Origin of the sequence: Myroides sp. C6-3 (assembly GCF_050522425.1) — a bacterium.
Lineage (GTDB): Bacteria > Bacteroidota > Bacteroidia > Flavobacteriales > Flavobacteriaceae > Flavobacterium.
The window spans coordinates 23,616-44,875 of the sequence record NZ_JBMVQP010000028.1 but is presented as its reverse complement, the minus strand read 5'-3'; the positions used below and the strand labels follow the sequence as shown (position 1 = coordinate 44,875).

The following is a 21,260-nucleotide window of genomic DNA, read 5'->3' as shown; positions in this document are numbered from 1 at the left end:
AAATCACAATTAATTATCTTATTTTTGTTTGAGGACACTTTATATGTTTACTTATGTCAGACCAGCACCCACTGCTTAGCGTTGAAAATCTCCGCGTTAGTTTTAAACAGAACAAGGATTGGAAAACCATTGTTCACGGGGTTTCTTTTGCACTCTACCCTAATCAGATTTTGGGCATTGTCGGAGAATCTGGTTCGGGCAAATCGGTTAGCTCTTTGGCAATTATGCGCTTGCTTCCTGAAAATCAAAGTAAAATTGAAGGAAAAATTTGTTTTGAAGGGGAGGATTTAACCTCTTATACAGCGAAAGAGTACCGTCACCTCCGTGGAAATAAAATCGCTATGATTTTTCAAGAACCCATGAGTGCGCTAAACCCTTCGATGCGTTGTGGTGATCAGGTAGAAGAAATGTTGCGTTTACATAGCGATCTAAAGGGGAGCGCGCTCAAGAAAAAAGTACTTGAACTTTTTGAGCAAGTGAAATTACCGGCACCAGAAGAAGCGTATGTCAAGTATCCCCACCAAATGTCGGGTGGGCAGAAACAACGCATCGTCATTGCCATGGCGATTGCTTGTAAGCCTACTATCCTCATTGCCGATGAACCTACAACGGCACTGGATGTAACAGTTCAAAAAGATATTATTCAATTGCTACAATCCTTGCAAGTGGAAACGCAAATGGCTATGATTTTTATCTCGCATGACCTCGGTTTAGTGTCTAGTATTGCCGATGAGGTTATGGTGATGTACCAAGGAAACGCAGTGGAAAAAGGACCAACTTCTCAGGTTTTTAGTCAACCGAAAGAACGTTATACACAGGCTTTGATAGCCGCTCGTCCATCTAGCCAAAGACGATTAAAACGCTTACCTACGATTCGCGATTTCGTTGAGAATAGCGTTTCAAAAGAGGTGATCTCAACAGAAGAACGCCAGCAAATACACCAAAAGCTTTATGCTAATCCTCCGCTTTTAGTGGTGAAAGACGTGAATAAAGATTATATTTCTAGCGTCGGATTATGGGGTAAGAAATCCTTCCGCGCTTTGAATCAGATTAACTTTGAAGTGTACGAGGGAGAAACACTAGGTTTGGTGGGCGAAAGTGGTTGTGGAAAATCGACCTTGGGAAATGCTATCCTACAACTAGATCCCGCTTCATCAGGGGCTATTTTTTATCAAGGAGTGGATATCACTAACTTACGCGGTAAAGCCCTTCGAGCCTTGCGAAAAGATATCCAAATTATTTTTCAAGACCCTTTTTCTTCCTTAAACCCCAAGTTAACAGTTGGACAAGCAATCATGGAACCCATGATCGTACACGGTTTATTCGGAAATAAAAAGGAGAAAAAACAAAAAGTACTCGACCTTTTAACGCAAGTGGGATTAACAGCAGAAGCTTTTGATCGCTATCCGCATGAGTTTTCGGGAGGTCAACGGCAACGCATTGGAATTGCGCGTACTATTGCCGTAAATCCTAAATTGATCATTTGCGACGAATCTGTTTCTGCTTTGGATATTTCTGTTCAAGCGCAAGTGTTGAACTTACTCAATGAGCTAAAAGAAAAGTATCAGTTTACCTATATCTTTATTTCTCATGATTTGGCTGTAGTGAAGTATATGTCAGATCAAGTCCTTGTTATGAATAAAGGACAAGTGGAAGAAATGGGGGAAGCTGATGTCTTGTATGCTAATCCTCAAACACCTTATACCAAGAAATTGATTGCCTCTATTTTGGAGTAGGGTTAGTTAATAAAATCCACAATAGAGGAAAGATATAAGCGAGATAGGCGAGATCAAATACACTATTGTGCAGAAGTTCAGTAAAACCGACGCGATTCCAAAATTGAATAAACAAGGTTATACTCAAAGTTCCTGCAATAAGTAATGTGTAAAAGAAAAAATCATCAGTAAATTTTTTGATATAAAAGCTCAAAATTAAGGGAGCTAAAAAGACAAACAGTATATGGTAAATTGACGTATACGACGTTTGTAATACAAGAGGATTGTATGCTTTAAAAGTTTCTAAATCGGGAACTGTATAAAATACAACTAGGAGGAGTAGAATGGATGAGATAAGAAAACTAACGGAGAATCTTAGCTGTGTTTTAATGTTCAACTGACAGAATGGAGCAAAGAAATATAAGACAAGGGGGATATAAGCAAAACCTCTTGTTAGTACTAAAATACTAATCCCAATAGCTAAACCAATTTCTTTCTTATAGATTTCTTGTTTAAAATAATGGTTCCATAACATAATAAAGCAGAGAACAAGAATCATGTTTGACATAAAGTCACTAATAACGACAACCTCGTACCAAAAAGGAATAGATAGACCTACAAGTAAGAGGATGTAAAACGCTTGTTGACGCTTAAAAACTTTATGAAGGGTAAAAGCGAGTACTAGAAAAGAGAAAGCCTGAAAATATCCCACATCTCCTAACAGATAGAAGGGAATACCAATTAATAGCAAGCCTGGGAAATTAGAGGTTCTTCCACCTAAGTGATCAATAGCAGTATAGGGATACTCACCTGAAAATATCGCGCGAATGGCTACTTCCATAGCGGACCATCGATCTACATTTAAGGCGTATCGATCTACAGACTTGGTAAGAAACAGAATCCCACCAAGTATAATGCAAACGAAGACGATGTAAATTATGCTATTTAATTTTGACAGTAGTTTATATATAATCGCCTTCCCTCCTAAAAAAAACAGTTGAAGGATTGTAAAACCAATGGTTATAGGCAGAAGAGGTATGTTGTATTTCGTTCCATATTTAAGTAAGTAGAGGAAATTAATTAGGATAAATAATATAGAAAATACGGTGTGTTTTAAATTATAACATTTCATCTTTTACAATATACAAGGTGTGAGTATTTTATAGCTCATACAAAAGTAAAAGAAATGAGGTATAAATTGTTTGTTTTGTTAAATTTGTAATAAATGTAGATGATTTTTAGTTTATTGAATCTAAAGAGAACGTGCTGACTCCGTAAACGAATGAAGAACAACTAACTTACACTATGAAGAAAATTATACCTTCTGAGTATCTTAAAATTTCAGATCTAGATAAAAGGGCGCTTAGGGGGATGTGGTTACAGTAATTAATGAAGTGGATTTAAGGGATGAAAAGTTTGATCAGCTGATCAAATCCAGCTCATTAATGTACTATTTTCGCTATGATTTTGAGTGGGAAAAAAGTGAGGTGCTTCAAATCAATGAATTAGGGAGGTATAGGATGCGAATCGAAGAAGATAAATTAATGCTTACGCAAAAGGATGGATATATTCTTACTTTTCATAAGAAAGAAACGGAATAAAAAATCGATAAAATTAAAAAGGTCTAAAGCATTGCTTTAGACCTTTTGTGTATTAAAATCCTTGATATTCAACTTCTTTTTCATTGAAAACGATGCCGTTTTCTTCTAGTTCTTTTAGAATTGGAGCGTAAACTTCTTCTTCAATAGGCATTTGTACCCCTGGTGTGCTGATGATTCCTTTTAGAATTTTTAAAGCGGCAATAGCTAGCGGTAGACCAACTGTTTTTGCCATGGCTGTATACGTTTGGTCATCTCCAATACAAATCATCGTTGAGTCAATTTGTTTTTTCTCTCCGTTTAATTCATAGCCAATCTTGTGATACATCACAATCATGTCTTTGTCTTCAGGATCCAATGTCCAACTGTCAGCTAATATCTTTTCTAGAATTTGTGCGGGAGTTGCGTTTTTCAAACCAATAATTTTGTTTGGATTGAAAAGATCTAATTCCAATAGCTTTTCCCATGCAATATCATCTTGATCAATGTTTAACGCCAATCTCAATTTCGTCTCCACTGTATCTGTTGGATGATACGGTAAATACAAGTTGATAAACTCGCGGTAGGACATGGTTTCTGAATGGTCAATTACATACGTATCGTCTGTGATTCCCAATTCAACAAATAAGTTCCATGCTCTAGAATACCCAACACGGCGAATCGTACCTCTAAAGATTGTTTTAGCATCATCTAAGCCATAAACGCTTTGGTATTTTAAAGAATCGCGGTTTGCATAAGCTTCAAATTTGCCATAACCTTCTACATTTAAGAACTCAGTGCGTCTGAATACTTTGTTGTACGGAATGTATTTGTATTGTCCTTCTTGAATGAACTTAGCTGCACCACCTTGCCCTGCTAACACTACGTTACGCGGATTCCAAGTGAATTTGTAGTTCCATAAGTTATTATCTGATTCAGGCGCCATTAATCCTCCACAAAAAGATTCAAAAGAGATAACTTTTCCTCCTTTATCTTTCACTTCGTGTATGATTTTCATCGCACTCATGTGGTCAATTCCCGGATCTAGCCCTATTTCGTTCATGAACACTAGATTATTTGCTTTCACTTCTTCATCTAGCGCAGCCATAGCCGGACTAATATAAGAGGCGGTAGCCAAGTGTTTTTTAAAGCGAACGCAATCTTTGGCCAATTCAATATGTAATGCTGCGGGAAGCATTGAAATGACAATATCAGATTGTTGAACCAATTCTTGTCTTTGTTCTGTATTAAATAAATCAAATTCCTTTGCCGTAGCATTCGGATGTCCCATTGCTTTTTTCTCTGCAAGTGCTAAAGATAAATCGCAGATGGTTAAATGAAGGTTTTCTGTCGTAGATTTTTCAAGTAAATACTTGATCATTGAAGAGGCAGAACGGCCAGCGCCTACGATTAATATTTCTTTCATTATTCTGTTTTTGGTTGTTTTACGAGTTACGAAAGTAATGAAATATATAATGAGAGGGGATAAATTTCGCTAAAAAAATTTTGGTTAAATAGGAGGAAGGGAGAAAGAGGATGTTGGATATAAGCAATGCGAACTCTGCGTGGCGAACGACAATAAAATAGGTAACGTTACGAGTAAAAGTGAAATAAAAGGCTCTTTTGTAGAAAGGAAACTCCGACGTTCAGGATAAGAAGCTCTAGACTAAAATTGAATGTGGCGAAGGAAAAAGAAAAATGTTTCGATAATTCTTTTAATGCGAATGTTTTATTTCTGTGTAGGGATAAAATGTGTAGATTTATTTTCGTTCATTCATTTCGTGTGTTTGCGGGATAATTTGTATCTTCGAAGTAAAAATAGATGGGACGAAAAATTATTATAACGGCAACATTACTAGGAGCATTAGGTATTGTTTTAGGTGCTTTTGGCGCACACGGATTAAAGAAAATTGTCAGTGAATCTGCGGTTGCTTCGTATGAGGTAGGTGTGCGTTACCAAATGTATCACGTGTTTTTTCTTTTGTTTGTTGGTCTTTCCACTTTTTTCTCTGACGCAGTAAAAAAGCGAATTTTTATCCTTACACTAGTGGGGGTGTTGCTCTTTTCGGGGTCTATCTATTTGTTGACTTTCAATGGGTTGCCTGGATTTGACGTAAAGTTCTTAGGACCAATAACACCAATAGGGGGCGTTTTTATGATAGTGGCTTGGGTTTATGCTGCAATTCAGACCCTTAAAACAGGAAAAAACACGAAAAACTAGTTTTGTGTATCGTTATATTAAATTTATTTCTAAGTTTGCATATTAATTAAAAAGACAACATAACATAATGAAAATGGCTAATACGCAATCAATTTCACTTGAAAAATATGGTATTAAAGATGTTGTAGAGATTGTATATAATCCTTCCTACGATCTTTTATATAATGAAGAAATTAAGTCTGACCTACAGGGGTTTGAAAAAGGACAAGTAACTGAATTAGGAGCTGTAAATGTTATGACAGGTGAGTTCACTGGTCGTTCTCCAAAAGATAAGTATATCGTAAAAGATGCTGTTACTGAGCATACGGTATGGTGGAACTCTCCAGAATCGCCAAATGACAATAAGCCGATTGACCAAAAAACGTGGGAAGCTTTAAAAGCAACTACAGTAAATGAGTTGTCAGGAAAAAAACTTTATGTTGTTGACGCTTTCTGTGGTGCGAATGAAAATACGCGTTTGAAAGTAAGATTCATTATGGAGGTGGCATGGCAAGCACATTTTGTGAAAAATATGTTCATCCGCCCTACTGAAGAGGAATTAGCAAACTTTGGTGAGCCTGATTTCGTAGTGATGAATGGTTCTAAAGCAACCTTTAAAGATTATAAAGCATACGGATTAAATTCAGAAGTATACATTGCTTTCAACTTAACTGAAAAAGTACAGATTATTGGTGGTACTTGGTACGGTGGAGAGATGAAAAAAGGATTGTTCTCTATGATGAACTATTACTTACCATTGAAAGGAATGGCTTCTATGCACTGTTCAGCAAATAAAGGAAAAGATGGTGATGTTGCAGTGTTCTTTGGTTTATCAGGAACAGGTAAAACAACATTGTCAACAGATCCGAAACGCGAGTTGATTGGAGATGATGAGCACGGATGGGATGATGAAGGTGTATTTAACTTCGAAGGAGGTTGTTATGCTAAAACAATTAGCTTGAGCAAAGAAAATGAACCAGATATCTTTGGTGCGATTCGCCGCGATGCTTTATTGGAAAACGTAACAGTTGATGCTAATGGAGTTATCGATTTTAATGATGGTTCAGTAACGCAAAACACACGTGTTTCTTACCCAATTGATCACATCGAAAACATTGTTAAGCCGGTATCTAAAGCTGGACATGCAACGAAAGTAATCTTCTTAACAGCAGATGCTTTTGGAGTTATGCCACCCGTTTCAAAATTGACACCAGAGCAAACAAAATATTACTTTTTATCAGGATTTACAGCTAAATTAGCAGGTACTGAAAGAGGAGTAACACAACCAGAACCTACATTTTCCGCTTGTTTTGGTAAAGCATTCTTGTCTTTACATCCTACAAAATACGGTGAAGAGTTAGTGAAGAAAATGGAAGAGCACAACGCTACTGCTTATATGGTTAATACAGGATGGAATGGAACAGGAAAGCGTATCTCTATTAAAGATACACGCGCTATCATCGATCGAATCCTAGATGGATCTATCGAAAATGCAGAAACGGCTATTGTACCAATCTATAACCTTTCTGTACCAACAGCTTTAGAGGGAGTTGATACAAATATCTTAGATCCTCGTAATACTTACGGTGATGCAAAAGAATGGGAAGATAAAGCAAAAGATTTAGCTGCTTTATTCATCAAAAACTTCAATTTATACACGAATAATGATGCTGGAAAAGCTTTAGTTGAAGCAGGACCGCAGTTGTAATATCAAAAAAAGAGAGCGTTTAGCTCTCTTTTTTAGTTATGGGTTATCAGTTATCTGTTATCTGTTATGAGTTATCAGTTATGAGTTATCTGTTTATCTCTGATCACTCATAACTGATCACGCATAACCAAAAAAGTCTTCCGTACGGAAGACTTTTTTTATCACTATTTATTTACTTTCTGAATGTACTTTTCAAGTGCCATCGTCATCGACGGAGCTTCAGGTGAAGGTGCCATGATATCCACGCGTAAATCGTGGTCTAAGGCTTCTTTTTGTGTTGTTGTACCAAATACTGCAATTCGCGTATTGTCTTGTGAGAAATCAGGGAAATTCATGAATAAAGATTTGATTCCCGTTGGGCTAAAGAACGCTAGAACGTCGTATTTTACATCGGCCAAATCGGATAAATCACTCATTACCGTTCTGTAAAATGTTCCCGGAGTCCAGTCTACTTTTAATTCGCCTAGAATAGTGGGTACTTCTGCGTTTAATTGATCTGAAGCTGATAGTAAGAATTTTTCATCTTTGTATTTTTTAATCAACGGAGCCAAATCAGCAAAATCTTTCTGACCTACATAAATTTTTCTTTTGCGGTAAACCACATATTTTTGAAGATAAAAGGCGATAGCTTCTGATTGACAAAAATATTTTAATGTTTCAGGCACTTTATAGCGCATTTCTTCTGCAACGCGAAAGAAGTGGTCAACGGAGTTTCTACTAGTCAAAATTACAGCTGTAAAGTTGTTTAAATCGATTTTCTGTTGTCTCACGTCCTTAGCAGGTACACCTTCAACGTGTATAAACGGCCTAAAGTCAATTTTTACTTTATATTTTTGTTCGATCTCAAAGTATGGAGAGTTTTCTACTTTAGGTTCTGGTTGAGAAACCAAAATTGTTTTCACTTTCATAGTTTAATTCTTATTTAGGCTCTAAAGTTTTTAAATGCAAAGTATATTATAAAATAAGGAGCTATTTCAAGGGTGCAAAGATACAAAATAAAATAGAACAACTTATTTAATATCGTTTTTCGATTGTTTTTTATAAAAATAACGTATAAACTAAGATTTGTTAAGATTAACGTAATAGCGATAAGACTAACAACTAATTGGTTGATTATATCGTTATAAAACAAGATTAAATCAATCCCTAAAAGGTACATACCGATGTAATTCCGATAGGTTGCTTTTTGTAAATTGAAATGATCAACAAAGTCTTCAATACCAAATGTAATGCCAATTATTTTATCAATGAGGTATTTGCTTATGACAAAAAAGCTCGAGAAATTTAGAATCTGAATAAATGACAACAAGCTAAAATGATCGATAAGACCGAAAGACTTGGCCATGATTTGTAAAAAGAAGGTAATAGACAACAACTGTATCGTTAAAAATGAAAGTGTAAAGCTATTGCGTAGATTGGTGTTGTCCTTGTATATTTTTAGGTACTTATCTGATATTGCCAATCGCGTAAACTCAGCAAATCGAACGCTAAAAATGGTGCGATTGATAGCAATGATAGAGAAGCCCACAAAAAAAAGCAGGGTAGCCCAATCTTTGTTGGTTACGATTCTTTCAGTTAATAGTAGATTGTCCATGTCATTTGCAAAATTAGTAAAAAAATGTATTTGTCAGACTTTGTTAATTATTTAAGGGTTAACTTTCTATAAAAAGGTTATTTTTGTAGCCAAAGTAAAGACAATGAATGCAGGGCTAGTTATTATTCCTACCTATAATGAGATTGAAAATATCGCGCAAATAATTGAGGCTGTACTCCAATTGCCCGATTGTTTCCACGTGCTTGTTGTAGATGATAACTCACCTGATGGTACGGCGGCTGTTGTTGAAGAACTACAAAAGCAACAGGCTGGAGTGCACTTGTTGAAACGGGAAGAAAAAAGTGGATTAGGAACAGCTTACGTCGCTGGTTTTAAGTGGGCATTGGCTCGTGATTACTCCTATATTTTTGAGATGGACGCTGATTTTTCCCACAATCCAACAGATCTTAGTCGATTGTTGGCTAGCTGTAAAGAACATGGAGGAATGGTTATAGGTTCCCGCTATGTGACTGGGGTAAATGTTGTTAACTGGCCTTTAAACCGCGTTTTACTTTCCTATGGAGCATCTATTTATGTGCGCTGGATTACGCGTATGCCAATTCAAGATACTACCGCTGGATTTGTGTGTTATACAAAAGAAGTGCTACAACGTATTGACTTAGATAGAATACGTTTCGTGGGGTATGCCTTCCAGATTGAAATGAAGTATAGGGTTTATGTCAAACAATTTCCCATAACAGAGGTTCCCATCATTTTTACAGATCGTACCAGAGGAGAATCTAAAATGTCTAAAGGGATTATTAAAGAAGCTATCTTTGGAGTGATCAACTTGAAAATTAGAAAACTACTAAACAAACTATAATGAGCAACTACTTAATTAAAAACGGAAACCTAGTCAATGAAGGGGTCGTAAAGAAAGGGGATATCCTTGTACAAGGAGGGAAAATTGTTCGCATTGCTGATGCTATCGAAGAAGCTGAAGGTCTGTTGTGTATTGATGCAACGGGAAAATACGTTATTCCTGGGATGATTGATGACCAAGTGCATTTTCGCGAACCAGGATTGACGCATAAAGGCGATATTGAATCGGAATCAAGAGCAGCAGTAGCAGGAGGGATTACTTCTTTTATTGAACAGCCCAATACCGTTCCCAATGCAGTAACTCAAGAATTGTTAGAACAAAAATATGAAATTGCCGCCTCGAAATCTTATGCGAATTATTCGTTTATGATGGGGGGGACAAACGATAACTTGGAGGAATTGTTGAAAACCAACCCGAGAAATGTAGCGGGAATTAAATTGTTTTTAGGCTCATCTACAGGAAATATGTTAGTGGATCGTCAGGATGTTTTAGAGAAGATTTTTTCAAGTACGTCTATGTTGATTGCGGTTCACGCGGAAGATGAGGGAACGATCCAAGCGAATTTACAACAGCATAAAGAACAATATGGAGAGGATATTCCCGTAAGTTGTCACCCAATTATCCGCAGTGAAGAAGCGTGTTATTTATCTTCCTCTAAAGCGATAGAGTTGGCAAAGAAAACAGGAGCAAGACTTCATGTTTTTCACGTATCTACTGGGAAGGAAACAGAATTGTTCCGCAATGATATTCCCTTGAAAGATAAAAAAATTACCGCAGAGGTTTGTGTACACCATTTGTGGTTTACAGACGAAGATTACATGACAAAAGGCAATTTGATCAAGTGGAATCCCGCAGTAAAGACAGCAAAAGACAAAGCAATGCTTTGGGAAGCGTTGTTAGATGGGCGTATTGATGTTATTGCAACGGATCACGCTCCTCACACAAAAGAAGAAAAAGCTAAACCATATAGCCAAGCTCCTTCTGGAGGGCCTTTGGTACAACATGCATTAGTTTCTTTGTTTGAAGCAAGCAAGCAAGGACGTATTACGGTGGAGATGATTGTTGAGAAAACCGCACATAATCCGGCTATTCTCTTTCAAGTTGAGAAAAGAGGTTTTCTTAGAGAAGGCTATCATGCCGACATCGTTTTAATAGATCCGAATCAACCATGGGAAGTGAATCAGTCTAACATCCTGTATAAATGTCAATGGTCTCCATTTGAGGGAGAAACTTTCTCAGCTAAAGTAACTCATACTTTTGTTAACGGTTGTTTGGTGTACGAAAAGGACGAGGTGAAAGATATGCGTTGCGGACAACGATTGCTTTTTGAACGTTAGTATTACATATAAAATGAAGCATATACTACTTACTTTTTTAATGACAGCTTTATTATACGCTTGTCAACAAGATAAAACAAAGCCAACTCCTTTTATTGAGGAATCTAAAATGGAGGATATCTTGTATGACGTTACACTGTTGTATGGAGCACAGAATACAAACTCCTTTGCTATTGATACGGTTAAAACGATCCAAATGAGTGATATTTTTAAAAAACACGATATTGATAGCTTGGCATTTGTTGAAAATAGCCGTTACTATATTGCCTTGAAAAAAGGAGTGTATTTTGATATGCAAATGCGCGTGATGGATCGATTGAAAAAAGAACAGGAAAAATTAGAAGAACACCTTCCTCGAACGGATGAGCGTGTTGAGCTGTCAAAAACGTCGGATTCGTTAACGGAGAAAACGACGATACAGGAGGCTGAACTTCAACCGATAAGTTCTGTTGATACTACAGCTGATAAATTAGAACCAACAACAAAAAATAAGCAGGTAATCAAAAAAGCTCCTAAATTACAAATGAAGAAGCTTAAATTAACGGAGAAGAAAAAAATACTAGAATAACTTAAGAATTATTTCAAAGACTTGCTTGTCCTTTCTAAAAAGACAGCAGGAGATGTAAATTGAAATTTGAGGGTTTGCTCAATTTTAGAAGCATCATAATAAAAACAACTTAGGGAAGCTTTCGCGATTGCACGTGTAAAGCTTCTTTTTTTTCCTAGGATGCTCATCAGAGTATCCAATCGCCATACGAGAGATAATCCGAAGCGACCCAATGGGACGCGCGCGGGCTTTTTGTGTAATATAGCGGCAATTTGATGCAGAAGTGCTTTGTTGCTTAGGTTTGCTGCAACAAGGGTATAGCGCTCATTTACAAGAGTGCTACGCATTAACTGATGCATGCAAAATACAACGTCTTCTACTGCAACAATAGCTGTAGTGCCTTCAGTATAAAAAGGAAAATTACGACTTACTTTATAGAGAAGTTCTCCGCTTCCCTCTCTGCCAAAACCACGTCCAAAAATCACGCCTGGATTGACAATGACTACATTCAAGCCTTCTTGTGTTCCTCGCCATACTTCCATTTCAGCACCAAATTTACTCAAGGCATAATCGCTGTGGTAAAGTTCGGGGTTCCATTCTGTTTGTTCTGTGATTGGAATAGAGGGGTGTAGTGTTTCCCCTAAAGCAGCGATGGAACTGACGTGACACAGTTTTTCGATGGAAAAAGCAAGACATAGATTGACAATGTTTGCCGTTCCTTCAATATTCGTTTTTCGAATTTTTTTCTCGTCTTTCGGGTCAAAAGACACAAAGGCCGCACAATGATAAACATGTGTCACTCCTTGAAAAGCTTCTTCCAGTGCGGGTAAGTCCAAAATGTCAGCTTGTTTCCAAGTGATGCGCTCAAACAATTCTGGTACCTGATGTAAGACAAATAGTTGCTGGGTCTTTTCGATGCGTTTTGCCTCTCGATAGAGGGCACAAACTTGTTGCTCCCCCTGCTGAAGAAGATGTAATAAAAGGTGGCTTCCTACTAAGCCTGTAGCACCTGTGACAAGTATCATAATAAACAAATGTAAAGGTTATGTTTTAGATAGTGAAAGAATAGGAGTAAAAGTTTTAAAGTAACGCCCGTATTTTCAACGTATCGTTTTGAAGAGTTTGAAAGCAATAAAAATGCAGATGTATCAAAAAAAAGTTCTAATAGCGTAAGGAATTGAACTATCTTTGCATAAAATATAATTAAATGAAAAATTTTATTGAAGAAGTGACTTGGAGAGGAATGCTCCACGACGTTATGCCAGGCACTGAAGAACATTTGTTGGAGCAGATGCGTGTGGCGTATGTGGGAATTGACCCAACAGCGGATTCATTGCATATTGGACATTTAGTAGGTGTAATGCTTTTAAAGCATTTTCAGATGGCTGGACACAAACCGATCGCTTTGATTGGAGGTGCGACAGGAATGGTAGGAGATCCATCTGGAAAATCAAATGAACGAAATCTATTGTCAGAAGAAGCTTTACGTCACAATCAAAATGCGATCAAAGCTCAGCTAGAACGCTTTTTGGATTTTAATTCAGGTGCAGGAAATGCAGCAGAATTAGTGAACAATTACGACTGGATGAAAGATTTTTCTTTCTTAGAATTCATTAGAACAGTAGGAAAACACATTACTGTGAACTATATGATGGCTAAAGATTCTGTGAAAAAACGCCTAAACGGTGAATTCCAAGATGGAATGTCTTTTACAGAGTTTTGTTATCAATTGATGCAAGGGTATGACTTTTTGCATCTATTCAAGGCAAAGAACGTAACGTTGCAAATGGGTGGTTCTGATCAATGGGGAAATATCACCACAGGAACAGAATTAATTCGCCGTACAATTAGTGAGAAAGCCTATGCATTAACTTGTCCTTTAATCACAAAGGCTGACGGTACAAAGTTTGGTAAGTCTGAAGGAGGAAATATTTGGCTGTCTGCTGAGTATACATCACCGTACAAATTTTACCAATACTGGGTAAACGTTTCGGATGCAGACGCAGAAAAATACATCAAAATCTTCACCTTTATTGGGCGCGAGGAAATCGAATCTTTAGTGAAAGAACACCAAGAAGCACCGCATTTACGCGTTTTACAAAAGCGTTTGGCAGAAGAGGTAACTATCATGGTACACGGAACAGAAAATCTAGAAAATGCAATTAAAGCTTCTGGAATTTTGTTTGGAAATTCATCAGCGGATGATTTAAAACAATTGGATGCAAAAACGTTCCTAGAAGTATTTGATGGAGTGCCACAAGCAGAAATTGCAAAAGCTGATGTTGAGGCTGGACTTCCGATTATCGAAGCTTTAGCAGGAAAAAGCGGATTTATGCCTTCTAATGGTGAGGCACGTCGCTCTTTACAAGCAAATGCTATCGCTGTAAATAGAGAAAAAGTAACGGAAGAAGCTATTCTGACTTCTGGTGATTTGATCAACGATCAATTCATACTTTTACAAAAAGGAAAAAAGAATTACTTTATTTTACACGTAAAGCAATAGAATCAAATAGAACATATGAAAAGGTTATCTCTTTATTGGGATAACCTTTTTTGTTTTTAAATCTACCATATACGTGGTATTTACTTCTGTTTGTTGAGGTACTATCTTTGCCTTATTAAAAACAAATAAAAAACTCTTTGCTTTTTATAGAACAATAAAAGAACAAAGGGGATCATGTAAAAAGTAGTACTATGCAGTTTCTAGTTTTTTTAGCGAAAACAACTTCTTCTCTTCCTTGGAATCAACAGGAAAACTCTTCTTCTATGTCGATGAAGTGCTGCGTGAATTTATGTTGTAGCTAGCACGTCTATTACCTATTTCGGATGTTCTATTTCAACATCCTTTTCATTTTAATTCTATCATTTATTAGTAATGTATTGCTAGAAGACTCTGGCAATCAAAGGAACAATCTATGCAAAAAATTTTACAAATTGTTTTTGTACTGATGGGAATATATCAGTTACAAGCACAGGAGTTTACACTGAAAGGTACTGTCTCTGATGTAGGTGGAAGTTTGCCAGGTGTAAGCGTAACCATAGTAGAAACAGGCAAGGGAATCGCAACGGATTTCGATGGTAACTACAGTATAAAAGTAGAGCCAAATCAAACTATCGCGTTTTCTTTTATTGGATATACCACTAAAAAAGTAAAAATATCCAATCAGACGGAGCTTCATATTTACCTAGAAACTCAGACCGAGAATCTAGAAGAAGTCATTATTCAAGTGCCTTATGGTACGGCCAATAAAAAGACATATACAGGATCAGTTGGATTAGTTAGCGCTAAGGCGATTGGGCAAACGCAAGTGAGCAATGTCTCAAGAGTCTTAGAAGGTTCGGTAGCGGGGGTTCAATCTTTTGCAGCAAGTGGGCAACCAGGTTCAGAAGCGGAAATCCGCATTCGTGGTATTGGTTCCATCAATGCAGATAGCAAACCCTTATACGTAGTAGATGGAGTGCCTTATGAAGGTGGTCTATCTGCTATTGCTCCGGCAGATATTGAATCTATTTCTGTGTTAAAAGATGCAACAGCTGCTACATTATATGGTTCTCGAGCAGCCAATGGTGTGATTATGATTACAACCAAAAGAGGAGTGAAAAATCAAGAACCTCAAGTTGAAATATCAGCTAAATACGGAACCTCAAGTCGAGCGAGAAGTGACTATAAAACATTGGGAACTAATCAGTACATGGAATTGTATTGGGAATCTATTCGCAATGGGCATATGGATAATACTGGTGCGGATTGGGCTACAGCTAATCAATATGCTACAGACAATTTAATCAATTTCGTCGGTATTAATCCGTATGGATTAAATAATCCTCAACCCGTGGGGACAGATGGAAAATTGCAGGCGGGATTGCAGCCACTTTGGAATGACAATTGGACCGATGCGTTATCTCAATCGGCTAATTACACCGACTTGAATGTTCGTGTGTCAGGTGGAGGTGAAAAATCGAGATATTTTGTATCAGGAGGATTTTTAAACAACCAAGGTTATGTAAAAGAATCGGGATTTAAACGTTTTAATTTCCGTACGAATTTAGTGGTGGACGCGAAAGATTGGTTGGAATTGGGATTAAATGCCTCTGCTTCACATGCTATTCAAGATTATCCTAAACAAGATGATAGTGCAATCGGAAACGTAATTGGTTTTGGACGTAATATGCCTTCTTTTTATCCGATTTACGAACGTGATTTAACCACTGGAGCTTATGTGTTAGATCCAGAAACAGGGAAACGTATTTATGACTTTGGTACCTATAGGGCAAGTGCTTATGCCCGTCATAACTTAGTTGCTACATTGCCATTAGACAAAGCAGAAAACAAATTTGACATTGCTACCGTGCGCACCTATGCTCAAATTAAGTTTTTGGATAATTTGAAGTTTAAAACCTCGTTGAATATAGACTACAACAGTGAATATAAACACAATGTAACTAATCCGGAAATTGGGCCATCTAGTTCAACAGGAGGTGGGGTTAGTATGCGAAACACGCGTACAGTTAGTATGACGTATAATAACGTCCTGAATTACGATCTAGATTTAGATGATAAAAATAGTTTAGCCTTTATGGTCGGACAGGAGTATTACCAATACAAGTCAAACTATTTTGGGGGTGCTAGAGAACAATTAGCTATGCTAGGCTATGAGCAGCCGGATGCAGCTTCCCGATTAGTTGATTTTTACGGTAAAGCAGATGAGTATAAAATGTTGAGTTTTTTTGGAAACGCACAGTATTCCTATGATAAAAAATATTATTTATCAGCTTCTTACCGTGCAGATGGGTCTTCCCGTTTCGCTAAAGCAAAACGTTGGGGAGGGTTTTGGTCTGTGGGGGCTTCCTGGAGAATTATTGAGGAGGACTTCATGCAACAGTATCGCGATACTTGGTTAAATGAATTGGTGTTCCGTGCTAGTTATGGTGCGCAAGGAAATGATAAAGTTGGATATTACGCTTATCAAGAGCTGTATAACATTTACAATAACTTAGGGAATCCCGGATTAGTAGCTTCTCGTTTGGAAACACCAGAATTGAGTTGGGAGTCCAATATGAATATGAATATTGGATTTGACTTTGCTGTATTGGATAATCGATTAAGTGGTACGGTAGAATATTTTGAGCGTTCTTCTAAAGATTTGTTATTTAGTAAATCGATTGCTCCGTCTTTAGGATTTACCTCCATCTTAGAAAATGTTGGGAAAATGAAAAACTATGGATTGGAACTTTCATTAGAGGGATATCCTATCCGCACAGCTGATTGGAAATGGAAATTAGGGATGAACATCACAACCTATAAAAATAAAATTGTTTCTCTTCCATCGGATGAGATGTTTTCTGGAACAAAAAGATGGGCTAAGGGAGGTTCAATATATGATTTCTATTTACAAGAATGGGCAGGACCAGATCCACAAACAGGGAAACCAAGATGGTATGGAACAGATGCAGATGGAAATCGCTATATCACAGAAAATTATTCTGAGTTAAAAGATAAGGATAAAATTAAAAAAGGAAATTCACTTCCTAAGTTTTCAGGAGGATTCAATACGGATTTAAGCTATAAAAACTGGCAAATCACGGCGAACTTCTCTTATACTATTGGTGGAAAGATTTACAACAGTGATAAAACAAGCTTAATGAGTAACGACCCAGGTGGAGGAACTTGGAGTGTGGATATGCTGGACCGTTGGACTCCTGAAAACCCATATGCAGATGTAGGTCGATTGACTACTGCAGATTCAGGAAGATGGACGTATTCCTCTGATCGTTTCTTGGTAGATCGTTCTTTCTTGAAATTAAAAACACTTTCTCTTGCGTATAATTTCCCACAAGAATGGTTGGATAAAGTGAATATCGGTCAAGCGTCCCTGTATCTACAAGCAGAGAATTTATTTACCTGGACCAAACAACAGGGGTTAGATCCAGAACAAAACTTCGATGGTACAACTTATTATCGTTACCCTGCAATGAAAACCATTTCGGTGGGATTAAATTTAAAACTATAAGCATATGAAAAATAAGATCAATTATATACAAGTTTTATTCTTACTACTTTCTTTGGGATTGGTTTCTTGTGAATTAGAAACTTCACCAACAGATGCCATGGAGAAAAAAGAAGTGTTTAAAACAGTTTCGGGTAGCGAAAAGGTTTTAAATGGGAGTTGGGGACAATTGATGGAGACATTCAATTCATACGCAAATCCAGGATTTGGGTCCTTTTTACGTGCTAGCGATGCTATGGGAAATGATGTAGTGTTGCAAACGAACAAGTATGGATTTGGTTCGCACTATCAATTCAATGCTTTGTACGGAAAAGGAGGGACAAATTCGCTGAGTTGGAATTTGACCTATAAGACAATTAACAATATGAACAATATCTTGGCTACTATTGATGAAGCACAAGGTGATGGAGGGGAGAGAAGAAGAGTCAAAGGGCAAGCGTATGCTTTGAGAGGATTTATGTATTTGCATTTAGCTTCTTCTTATAGCTTTGCTATTGATAAAGACCCTAATGCATTAACCGCTCCTATTTATTTAGAGCCAACTACAGCTAAATCTCAACCAGGTAAAAGAGCAACTGTAACGGAAGTGTATAACCAAGCACTGGAGGATTTGGAAGCAGCATTAGTCTTAATTCCAGAGGGGTATGTTCGTGAACAAAAATTTCAATTTGATCAAGAGGTAGTTTTAGGTTTATTGGCTAGAGCAAATTTATATGCTAGAAATTGGGAACAGGCCAAAGAGTACTCGGATCGCTTGTTGGTGAAGAATGATTACTTGATGAACGAAATAGAGTATAAATCAGGGTTCAATGATGTCAATAACCGAGAGTGGATTTGGGGGCATCCGCAAACACCAGATCAAAGTGGTGCTTCGTATCAGTTTCACTTTTTAGACGTGACTTCTAAAGATAGTTATTATTATAGCTTTAATGCCGATCCGCACTTTAAAGATTTATTTGAAGAGGGGGATTATAGAAAATCTATGATTAATTGGGCGCCAGACCCGGGAGCAGATCTTGGGAAAGCATCAGTAGTTTGGATGCGTTATGGTAAGTTTAAATTTAAAGCAGGGCAAATTGCAGATATTGTATTGATGCGTACATCAGAGATTTATTTGATCAATGCAGAAGCAAAAGCACGCTTACATGATGGAGATGCAATCAATAAATTAAATGCAGTGAAGCAAGCTAGGAATGCTGCTTTGGCAACGAATTTATCAGGAAATGATTTACTAGAAGCAATCTGGCTTGAGAGAAGAAAAGAATTGTTTGGGGAGGGCTTTAGCTTAGTTGATATTGTAAGAAACCAAAAAGCAGTCGTTCGAAAAAAATACGAACAAAGTAAGGTGGAGTACACGTATGTAGTACGCGATGCGAATGGAAATGAGGAAAGCATAACAAAATTAATGACTGCTAATGGGCATTATGCGTTGAATTTTCCAGATCAAAGTCCGTTTGTTGCCAATAGTCCGTATTATTTATACCAAATACCAGCAGTAGAAGAAAGAGAAAACCCGAATTTGTAAGCGGGATAAATTCAATTAGTTGTTTATTTTATTCGATCAGTAATGAGGGGAGAGGCTGTCTATTCGACAGCCTTTTCCTGTTTATACCTAAAATTATTTGCTTAATTTTGTTAGATAAAGGTGAGATATGTTGCACATTGCTATTTTAGAAGAAAAAGAATTAGTTCGGTTGGGAATAAAAACGGTAGCAGTACAGGTTTGCCAAGAAGATATTGTTTGGCATGACCTAACTACAGTCCAAGATATTCAACTGTTTTTAAAGAAAAATAATGAAGGGTATGTTTTTTTTAATCCTACTACCTATCAATTATTGCAGCACGTAGATGCTATCTACGAATTGAAAACTACATATGAACGCAGTACTTGGGTGATGTGGTTGGAAGAGTTGCCTGAAGTTTGGTTAAAGAAAATGTTGCACATGAAGTCTGTAAATGGTTTTAATATGGTGCAACAAAGCAATACTATACAAGAACTTATAAAAGCCTTGACGTCGATTTGTCAAGAAGAGCACTACATTGCAGCATGTGTTCAGGAGGTATTTAATTCTTATAAGTCTACGGCTTTTAAAGTAGATCAAGTGCTGACCAATGCAGAAAGGGAAATTTTAAAGGAGATCGCAACTGGAAAGATGACCAAAGAAATAGCGGCAGACCGAAATATAAGTATTCATACGGTGATCACCCATCGCAAAAATATATTTAAAAAATTAGAGGTAAATAGTGTGCATGACGCCACGCGCTATGCTATACGAGCGGGTATTATAACAGTGAACGACTATTATATTTAGAAACAAAAAAAAACTGCCTTGGCAGTTTTTTTTGTTTTATATCGGTAATGAATTTTTAAAGATATCCTGATTAATCGAATCAATATAGGCTAATACTTCATCTCTTCCTGTCTTATCCTCTGAGGAGGTAACAAAATAAGGAGGCATTTCTTCCCACATCCCATTTAATAGTTGTTTCTGATAATCTGCTACTAATTGGTGTACTTTGGTTTTTCCTACTTTGTCTGCTTTGGTGAAGATGATACCAAACGGAATCCTAGCTTCTCCTAAATATTCCATGAATTCCAGATCAATCTTTTGTGCTTCGTGTCTAATGTCAATTAGAATAAAAGCAGAAACCAATTGTCTGCGTTTCTCAAAATATTCCGTGATGAATTTTTGGAAAACGCTTTTCGTTTTTTTAGAAACTTTAGCGTATCCATAACCAGGTAAGTCAACTAAAAACCAATTAGAATTAATCTTAAAGTGGTTGATTAACTGTGTTTTTCCCGGTCTTGAGGATGTCTTAGCTAAAGATTTAGAGTTGGTAAGCATATTGATTAAGGAAGACTTTCCAACGTTGGATCTCCCGATGAATGCATACTCTGGTAAAGGCTCGTTAGGGCACTTACTTACATCAGAGTTACTCATTACAAAGGTTGCTGTATTTATTTTCATTGTTTTATATGTTACGTTCGTTGAACCACTTATTCAATAGTTCATTGAATTCATCTGGACACTCCATCATAGCAGCATGCCCACATTTATCAATCCAATAGAGATCTGAGTCAGGGAGTAATTCGTGAAATTCTACAGCAACTTCAGGCGGAGTTACCTTGTCGTTTTTTCCCCAGATTAAACAAGTTGGAACATTAATTTTAGGTAAGTCCTTCGACATATTGTGTCGAATTGCACTTTTGGCAATTGTTAAGGTCTTAATTAATTTCATTCGATCGTTAACGGTTGCAAATACGTCATCTACGATTTCTTTAGTTGCTACTGCAGGATCATAAAATACGTCTTCTGCTTTTTTGCGGATGTATTCATAGTCTCCACGCTTTGGATAACTATCACCCATAGCGCTTTCGTATAGTCCTGAGCTTCCTGTCAAAACCATAGCTTTTAGATGTTCTGGATACATTTTTGCAAAGTACAAAGCGATATGACCGCCTAGTGAATTCCCTAATATAATAACATCTTTATAACCAATGCGCTCAATAAAGTCCTTTACAAACTTAGCAAAGGCTTTTACATTCGTTTTTAAAATGCTATTGGTATATAAAGGCAATTCAGGGATAACAACTTTGTAGCCTTTTTGAGGAAAGAAATTTGCAACTCCATCGAAATTACTAAGTCCTCCCATTAATCCATGTAAGATGATAATTGGTGTTCCTTCACCAACTTCCATATATCGGAATTTACCGTCTTCTTTTAAAGTTCGCTCCATTAGCTCTTACTTG

18 protein-coding genes are annotated in these 21,260 nt (G+C 37.0%); 11 read left to right on the top strand and 7 right to left on the bottom strand.

Features of this window, described 5'->3' with window-relative positions; translation table 11 throughout:
* Positions 1–53: 53 nt before the first annotated feature.
* A complete protein-coding gene (locus tag ACPDG9_RS12000; RefSeq protein WP_430527985.1) occupies positions 54–1,736 on the top strand; it encodes an ABC transporter ATP-binding protein in 1,683 nt (560 codons plus the stop codon).
* Here the strand turns inward: ACPDG9_RS12000 and ACPDG9_RS11995 are convergent.
* Entirely contained in the window at positions 1,723–2,847 is a 1,125-nt protein-coding gene (locus ACPDG9_RS11995) for a hypothetical protein (protein WP_430527984.1), read from the bottom strand. The genes ACPDG9_RS12000 and ACPDG9_RS11995 overlap by 14 nt on opposite strands.
* 241 nt (positions 2,848–3,088) lie before the next feature.
* On the opposite strand from ACPDG9_RS11995, the gene ACPDG9_RS11990 reads away from it, so the two are divergent.
* Positions 3,089–3,316 carry a hypothetical protein gene (locus ACPDG9_RS11990; protein ID WP_430527983.1) on the top strand — a complete coding sequence of 76 codons (228 nt, stop codon included), beginning with the start codon at positions 3,089–3,091 and terminating at the stop codon, positions 3,314–3,316.
* 52 nt (positions 3,317–3,368) lie between these two features.
* On the opposite strand, the gene ACPDG9_RS11985 is transcribed toward ACPDG9_RS11990, so the two are convergent.
* Positions 3,369–4,718 (bottom strand): saccharopine dehydrogenase family protein, encoded by a 1,350-nt coding sequence (locus ACPDG9_RS11985; RefSeq protein ID WP_430527982.1) that lies wholly within the window; start codon positions 4,716–4,718, stop codon positions 3,369–3,371.
* 396 nt (positions 4,719–5,114) lie between these two features.
* Here ACPDG9_RS11985 and ACPDG9_RS11980 point away from each other — a divergent pair, with 396 nt between their 5' ends.
* A complete protein-coding gene (locus ACPDG9_RS11980; protein ID WP_430527981.1) occupies positions 5,115–5,513 on the top strand; it encodes a DUF423 domain-containing protein in 399 nt (132 codons plus the stop codon).
* Between the two features lie 67 nt (positions 5,514–5,580).
* Positions 5,581–7,200, top strand: a complete 1,620-nt coding sequence (gene pckA / locus ACPDG9_RS11975; RefSeq protein ID WP_430527980.1) for a phosphoenolpyruvate carboxykinase (ATP) — start codon at positions 5,581–5,583, stop codon at positions 7,198–7,200.
* A 164-nt stretch (positions 7,201–7,364) separates the two neighbouring features.
* On the opposite strand, the gene ACPDG9_RS11970 is transcribed toward pckA, so the two are convergent.
* A complete protein-coding gene (locus tag ACPDG9_RS11970) occupies positions 7,365–8,108 on the bottom strand; it encodes a uroporphyrinogen-III synthase (RefSeq protein WP_006264750.1) in 744 nt (247 codons plus the stop codon).
* Between the two features lie 14 nt (positions 8,109–8,122).
* Entirely contained in the window at positions 8,123–8,794 is a 672-nt protein-coding gene (locus ACPDG9_RS11965; RefSeq protein WP_430527979.1) for a DUF4271 domain-containing protein, read from the bottom strand.
* A gap of 103 nt (positions 8,795–8,897) precedes the next feature.
* Here ACPDG9_RS11965 and ACPDG9_RS11960 point away from each other — a divergent pair, with 103 nt between their 5' ends.
* The 3 genes from ACPDG9_RS11960 to ACPDG9_RS11950 are packed head-to-tail and all read left to right on the top strand — an operon-like array spanning position 8,898 to position 11,522.
* Positions 8,898–9,617, top strand: coding sequence for a polyprenol monophosphomannose synthase (locus ACPDG9_RS11960; RefSeq protein WP_430527978.1), 720 nt, complete (start codon positions 8,898–8,900; stop codon positions 9,615–9,617).
* The gene (locus tag ACPDG9_RS11955) at positions 9,617–10,954 is read left to right on the top strand and encodes a dihydroorotase (protein ID WP_430527977.1); all 1,338 of its coding nucleotides are present in this window, start codon (positions 9,617–9,619) and stop codon (positions 10,952–10,954) included. Before ACPDG9_RS11960 ends, ACPDG9_RS11955 begins: the two co-directional genes overlap by 1 nt.
* Before the next feature lie 13 nt (positions 10,955–10,967).
* Complete coding sequence (locus tag ACPDG9_RS11950; RefSeq protein WP_430527976.1) at positions 10,968–11,522, top strand: DUF4296 domain-containing protein; 555 nt, start codon at positions 10,968–10,970, stop codon at positions 11,520–11,522.
* 8 nt (positions 11,523–11,530) lie between these two features.
* Here ACPDG9_RS11950 and ACPDG9_RS11945 read toward each other — a convergent pair whose 3' ends face one another.
* Positions 11,531–12,526, bottom strand: coding sequence for an NAD-dependent epimerase/dehydratase family protein (locus ACPDG9_RS11945; RefSeq protein WP_430527975.1), 996 nt, complete (start codon positions 12,524–12,526; stop codon positions 11,531–11,533).
* A gap of 182 nt (positions 12,527–12,708) precedes the next feature.
* On the opposite strand from ACPDG9_RS11945, the gene tyrS reads away from it, so the two are divergent.
* The 4 genes from tyrS (at position 12,709) to ACPDG9_RS11925 (ending at position 19,821) form a co-directional block, all read left to right on the top strand.
* Positions 12,709–14,004, top strand: coding sequence for a tyrosine--tRNA ligase (gene tyrS, locus ACPDG9_RS11940; protein WP_430527974.1), 1,296 nt, complete (start codon positions 12,709–12,711; stop codon positions 14,002–14,004).
* Positions 14,005–14,416: 412 nt separating this feature from the next.
* The gene (locus tag ACPDG9_RS11935; RefSeq protein ID WP_430527973.1) at positions 14,417–17,512 is read left to right on the top strand and encodes a SusC/RagA family TonB-linked outer membrane protein; all 3,096 of its coding nucleotides are present in this window, start codon (positions 14,417–14,419) and stop codon (positions 17,510–17,512) included.
* A 4-nt stretch (positions 17,513–17,516) separates the two neighbouring features.
* Positions 17,517–19,034: a RagB/SusD family nutrient uptake outer membrane protein gene (locus ACPDG9_RS11930; RefSeq protein ID WP_430527972.1), complete on the top strand. Its 1,518-nt coding sequence runs from the start codon at positions 17,517–17,519 to the stop codon at positions 19,032–19,034.
* 127 nt (positions 19,035–19,161) lie between these two features.
* Positions 19,162–19,821 (top strand): response regulator transcription factor, encoded by a 660-nt coding sequence (locus tag ACPDG9_RS11925; protein ID WP_430527971.1) that lies wholly within the window; start codon positions 19,162–19,164, stop codon positions 19,819–19,821.
* 36 nt (positions 19,822–19,857) lie between these two features.
* On the opposite strand, the gene yihA is transcribed toward ACPDG9_RS11925, so the two are convergent.
* Together yihA and ACPDG9_RS11915 are read right to left on the bottom strand one after the other, a co-directional pair.
* Positions 19,858–20,478, bottom strand: a complete 621-nt coding sequence (gene yihA, locus ACPDG9_RS11920; protein ID WP_430527970.1) for a ribosome biogenesis GTP-binding protein YihA/YsxC — start codon at positions 20,476–20,478, stop codon at positions 19,858–19,860.
* A 4-nt stretch (positions 20,479–20,482) separates the two neighbouring features.
* A complete protein-coding gene (locus ACPDG9_RS11915; RefSeq protein WP_430527969.1) occupies positions 20,483–21,247 on the bottom strand; it encodes an alpha/beta fold hydrolase in 765 nt (254 codons plus the stop codon).
* Positions 21,248–21,260: the final 13 nt, after the last annotated feature.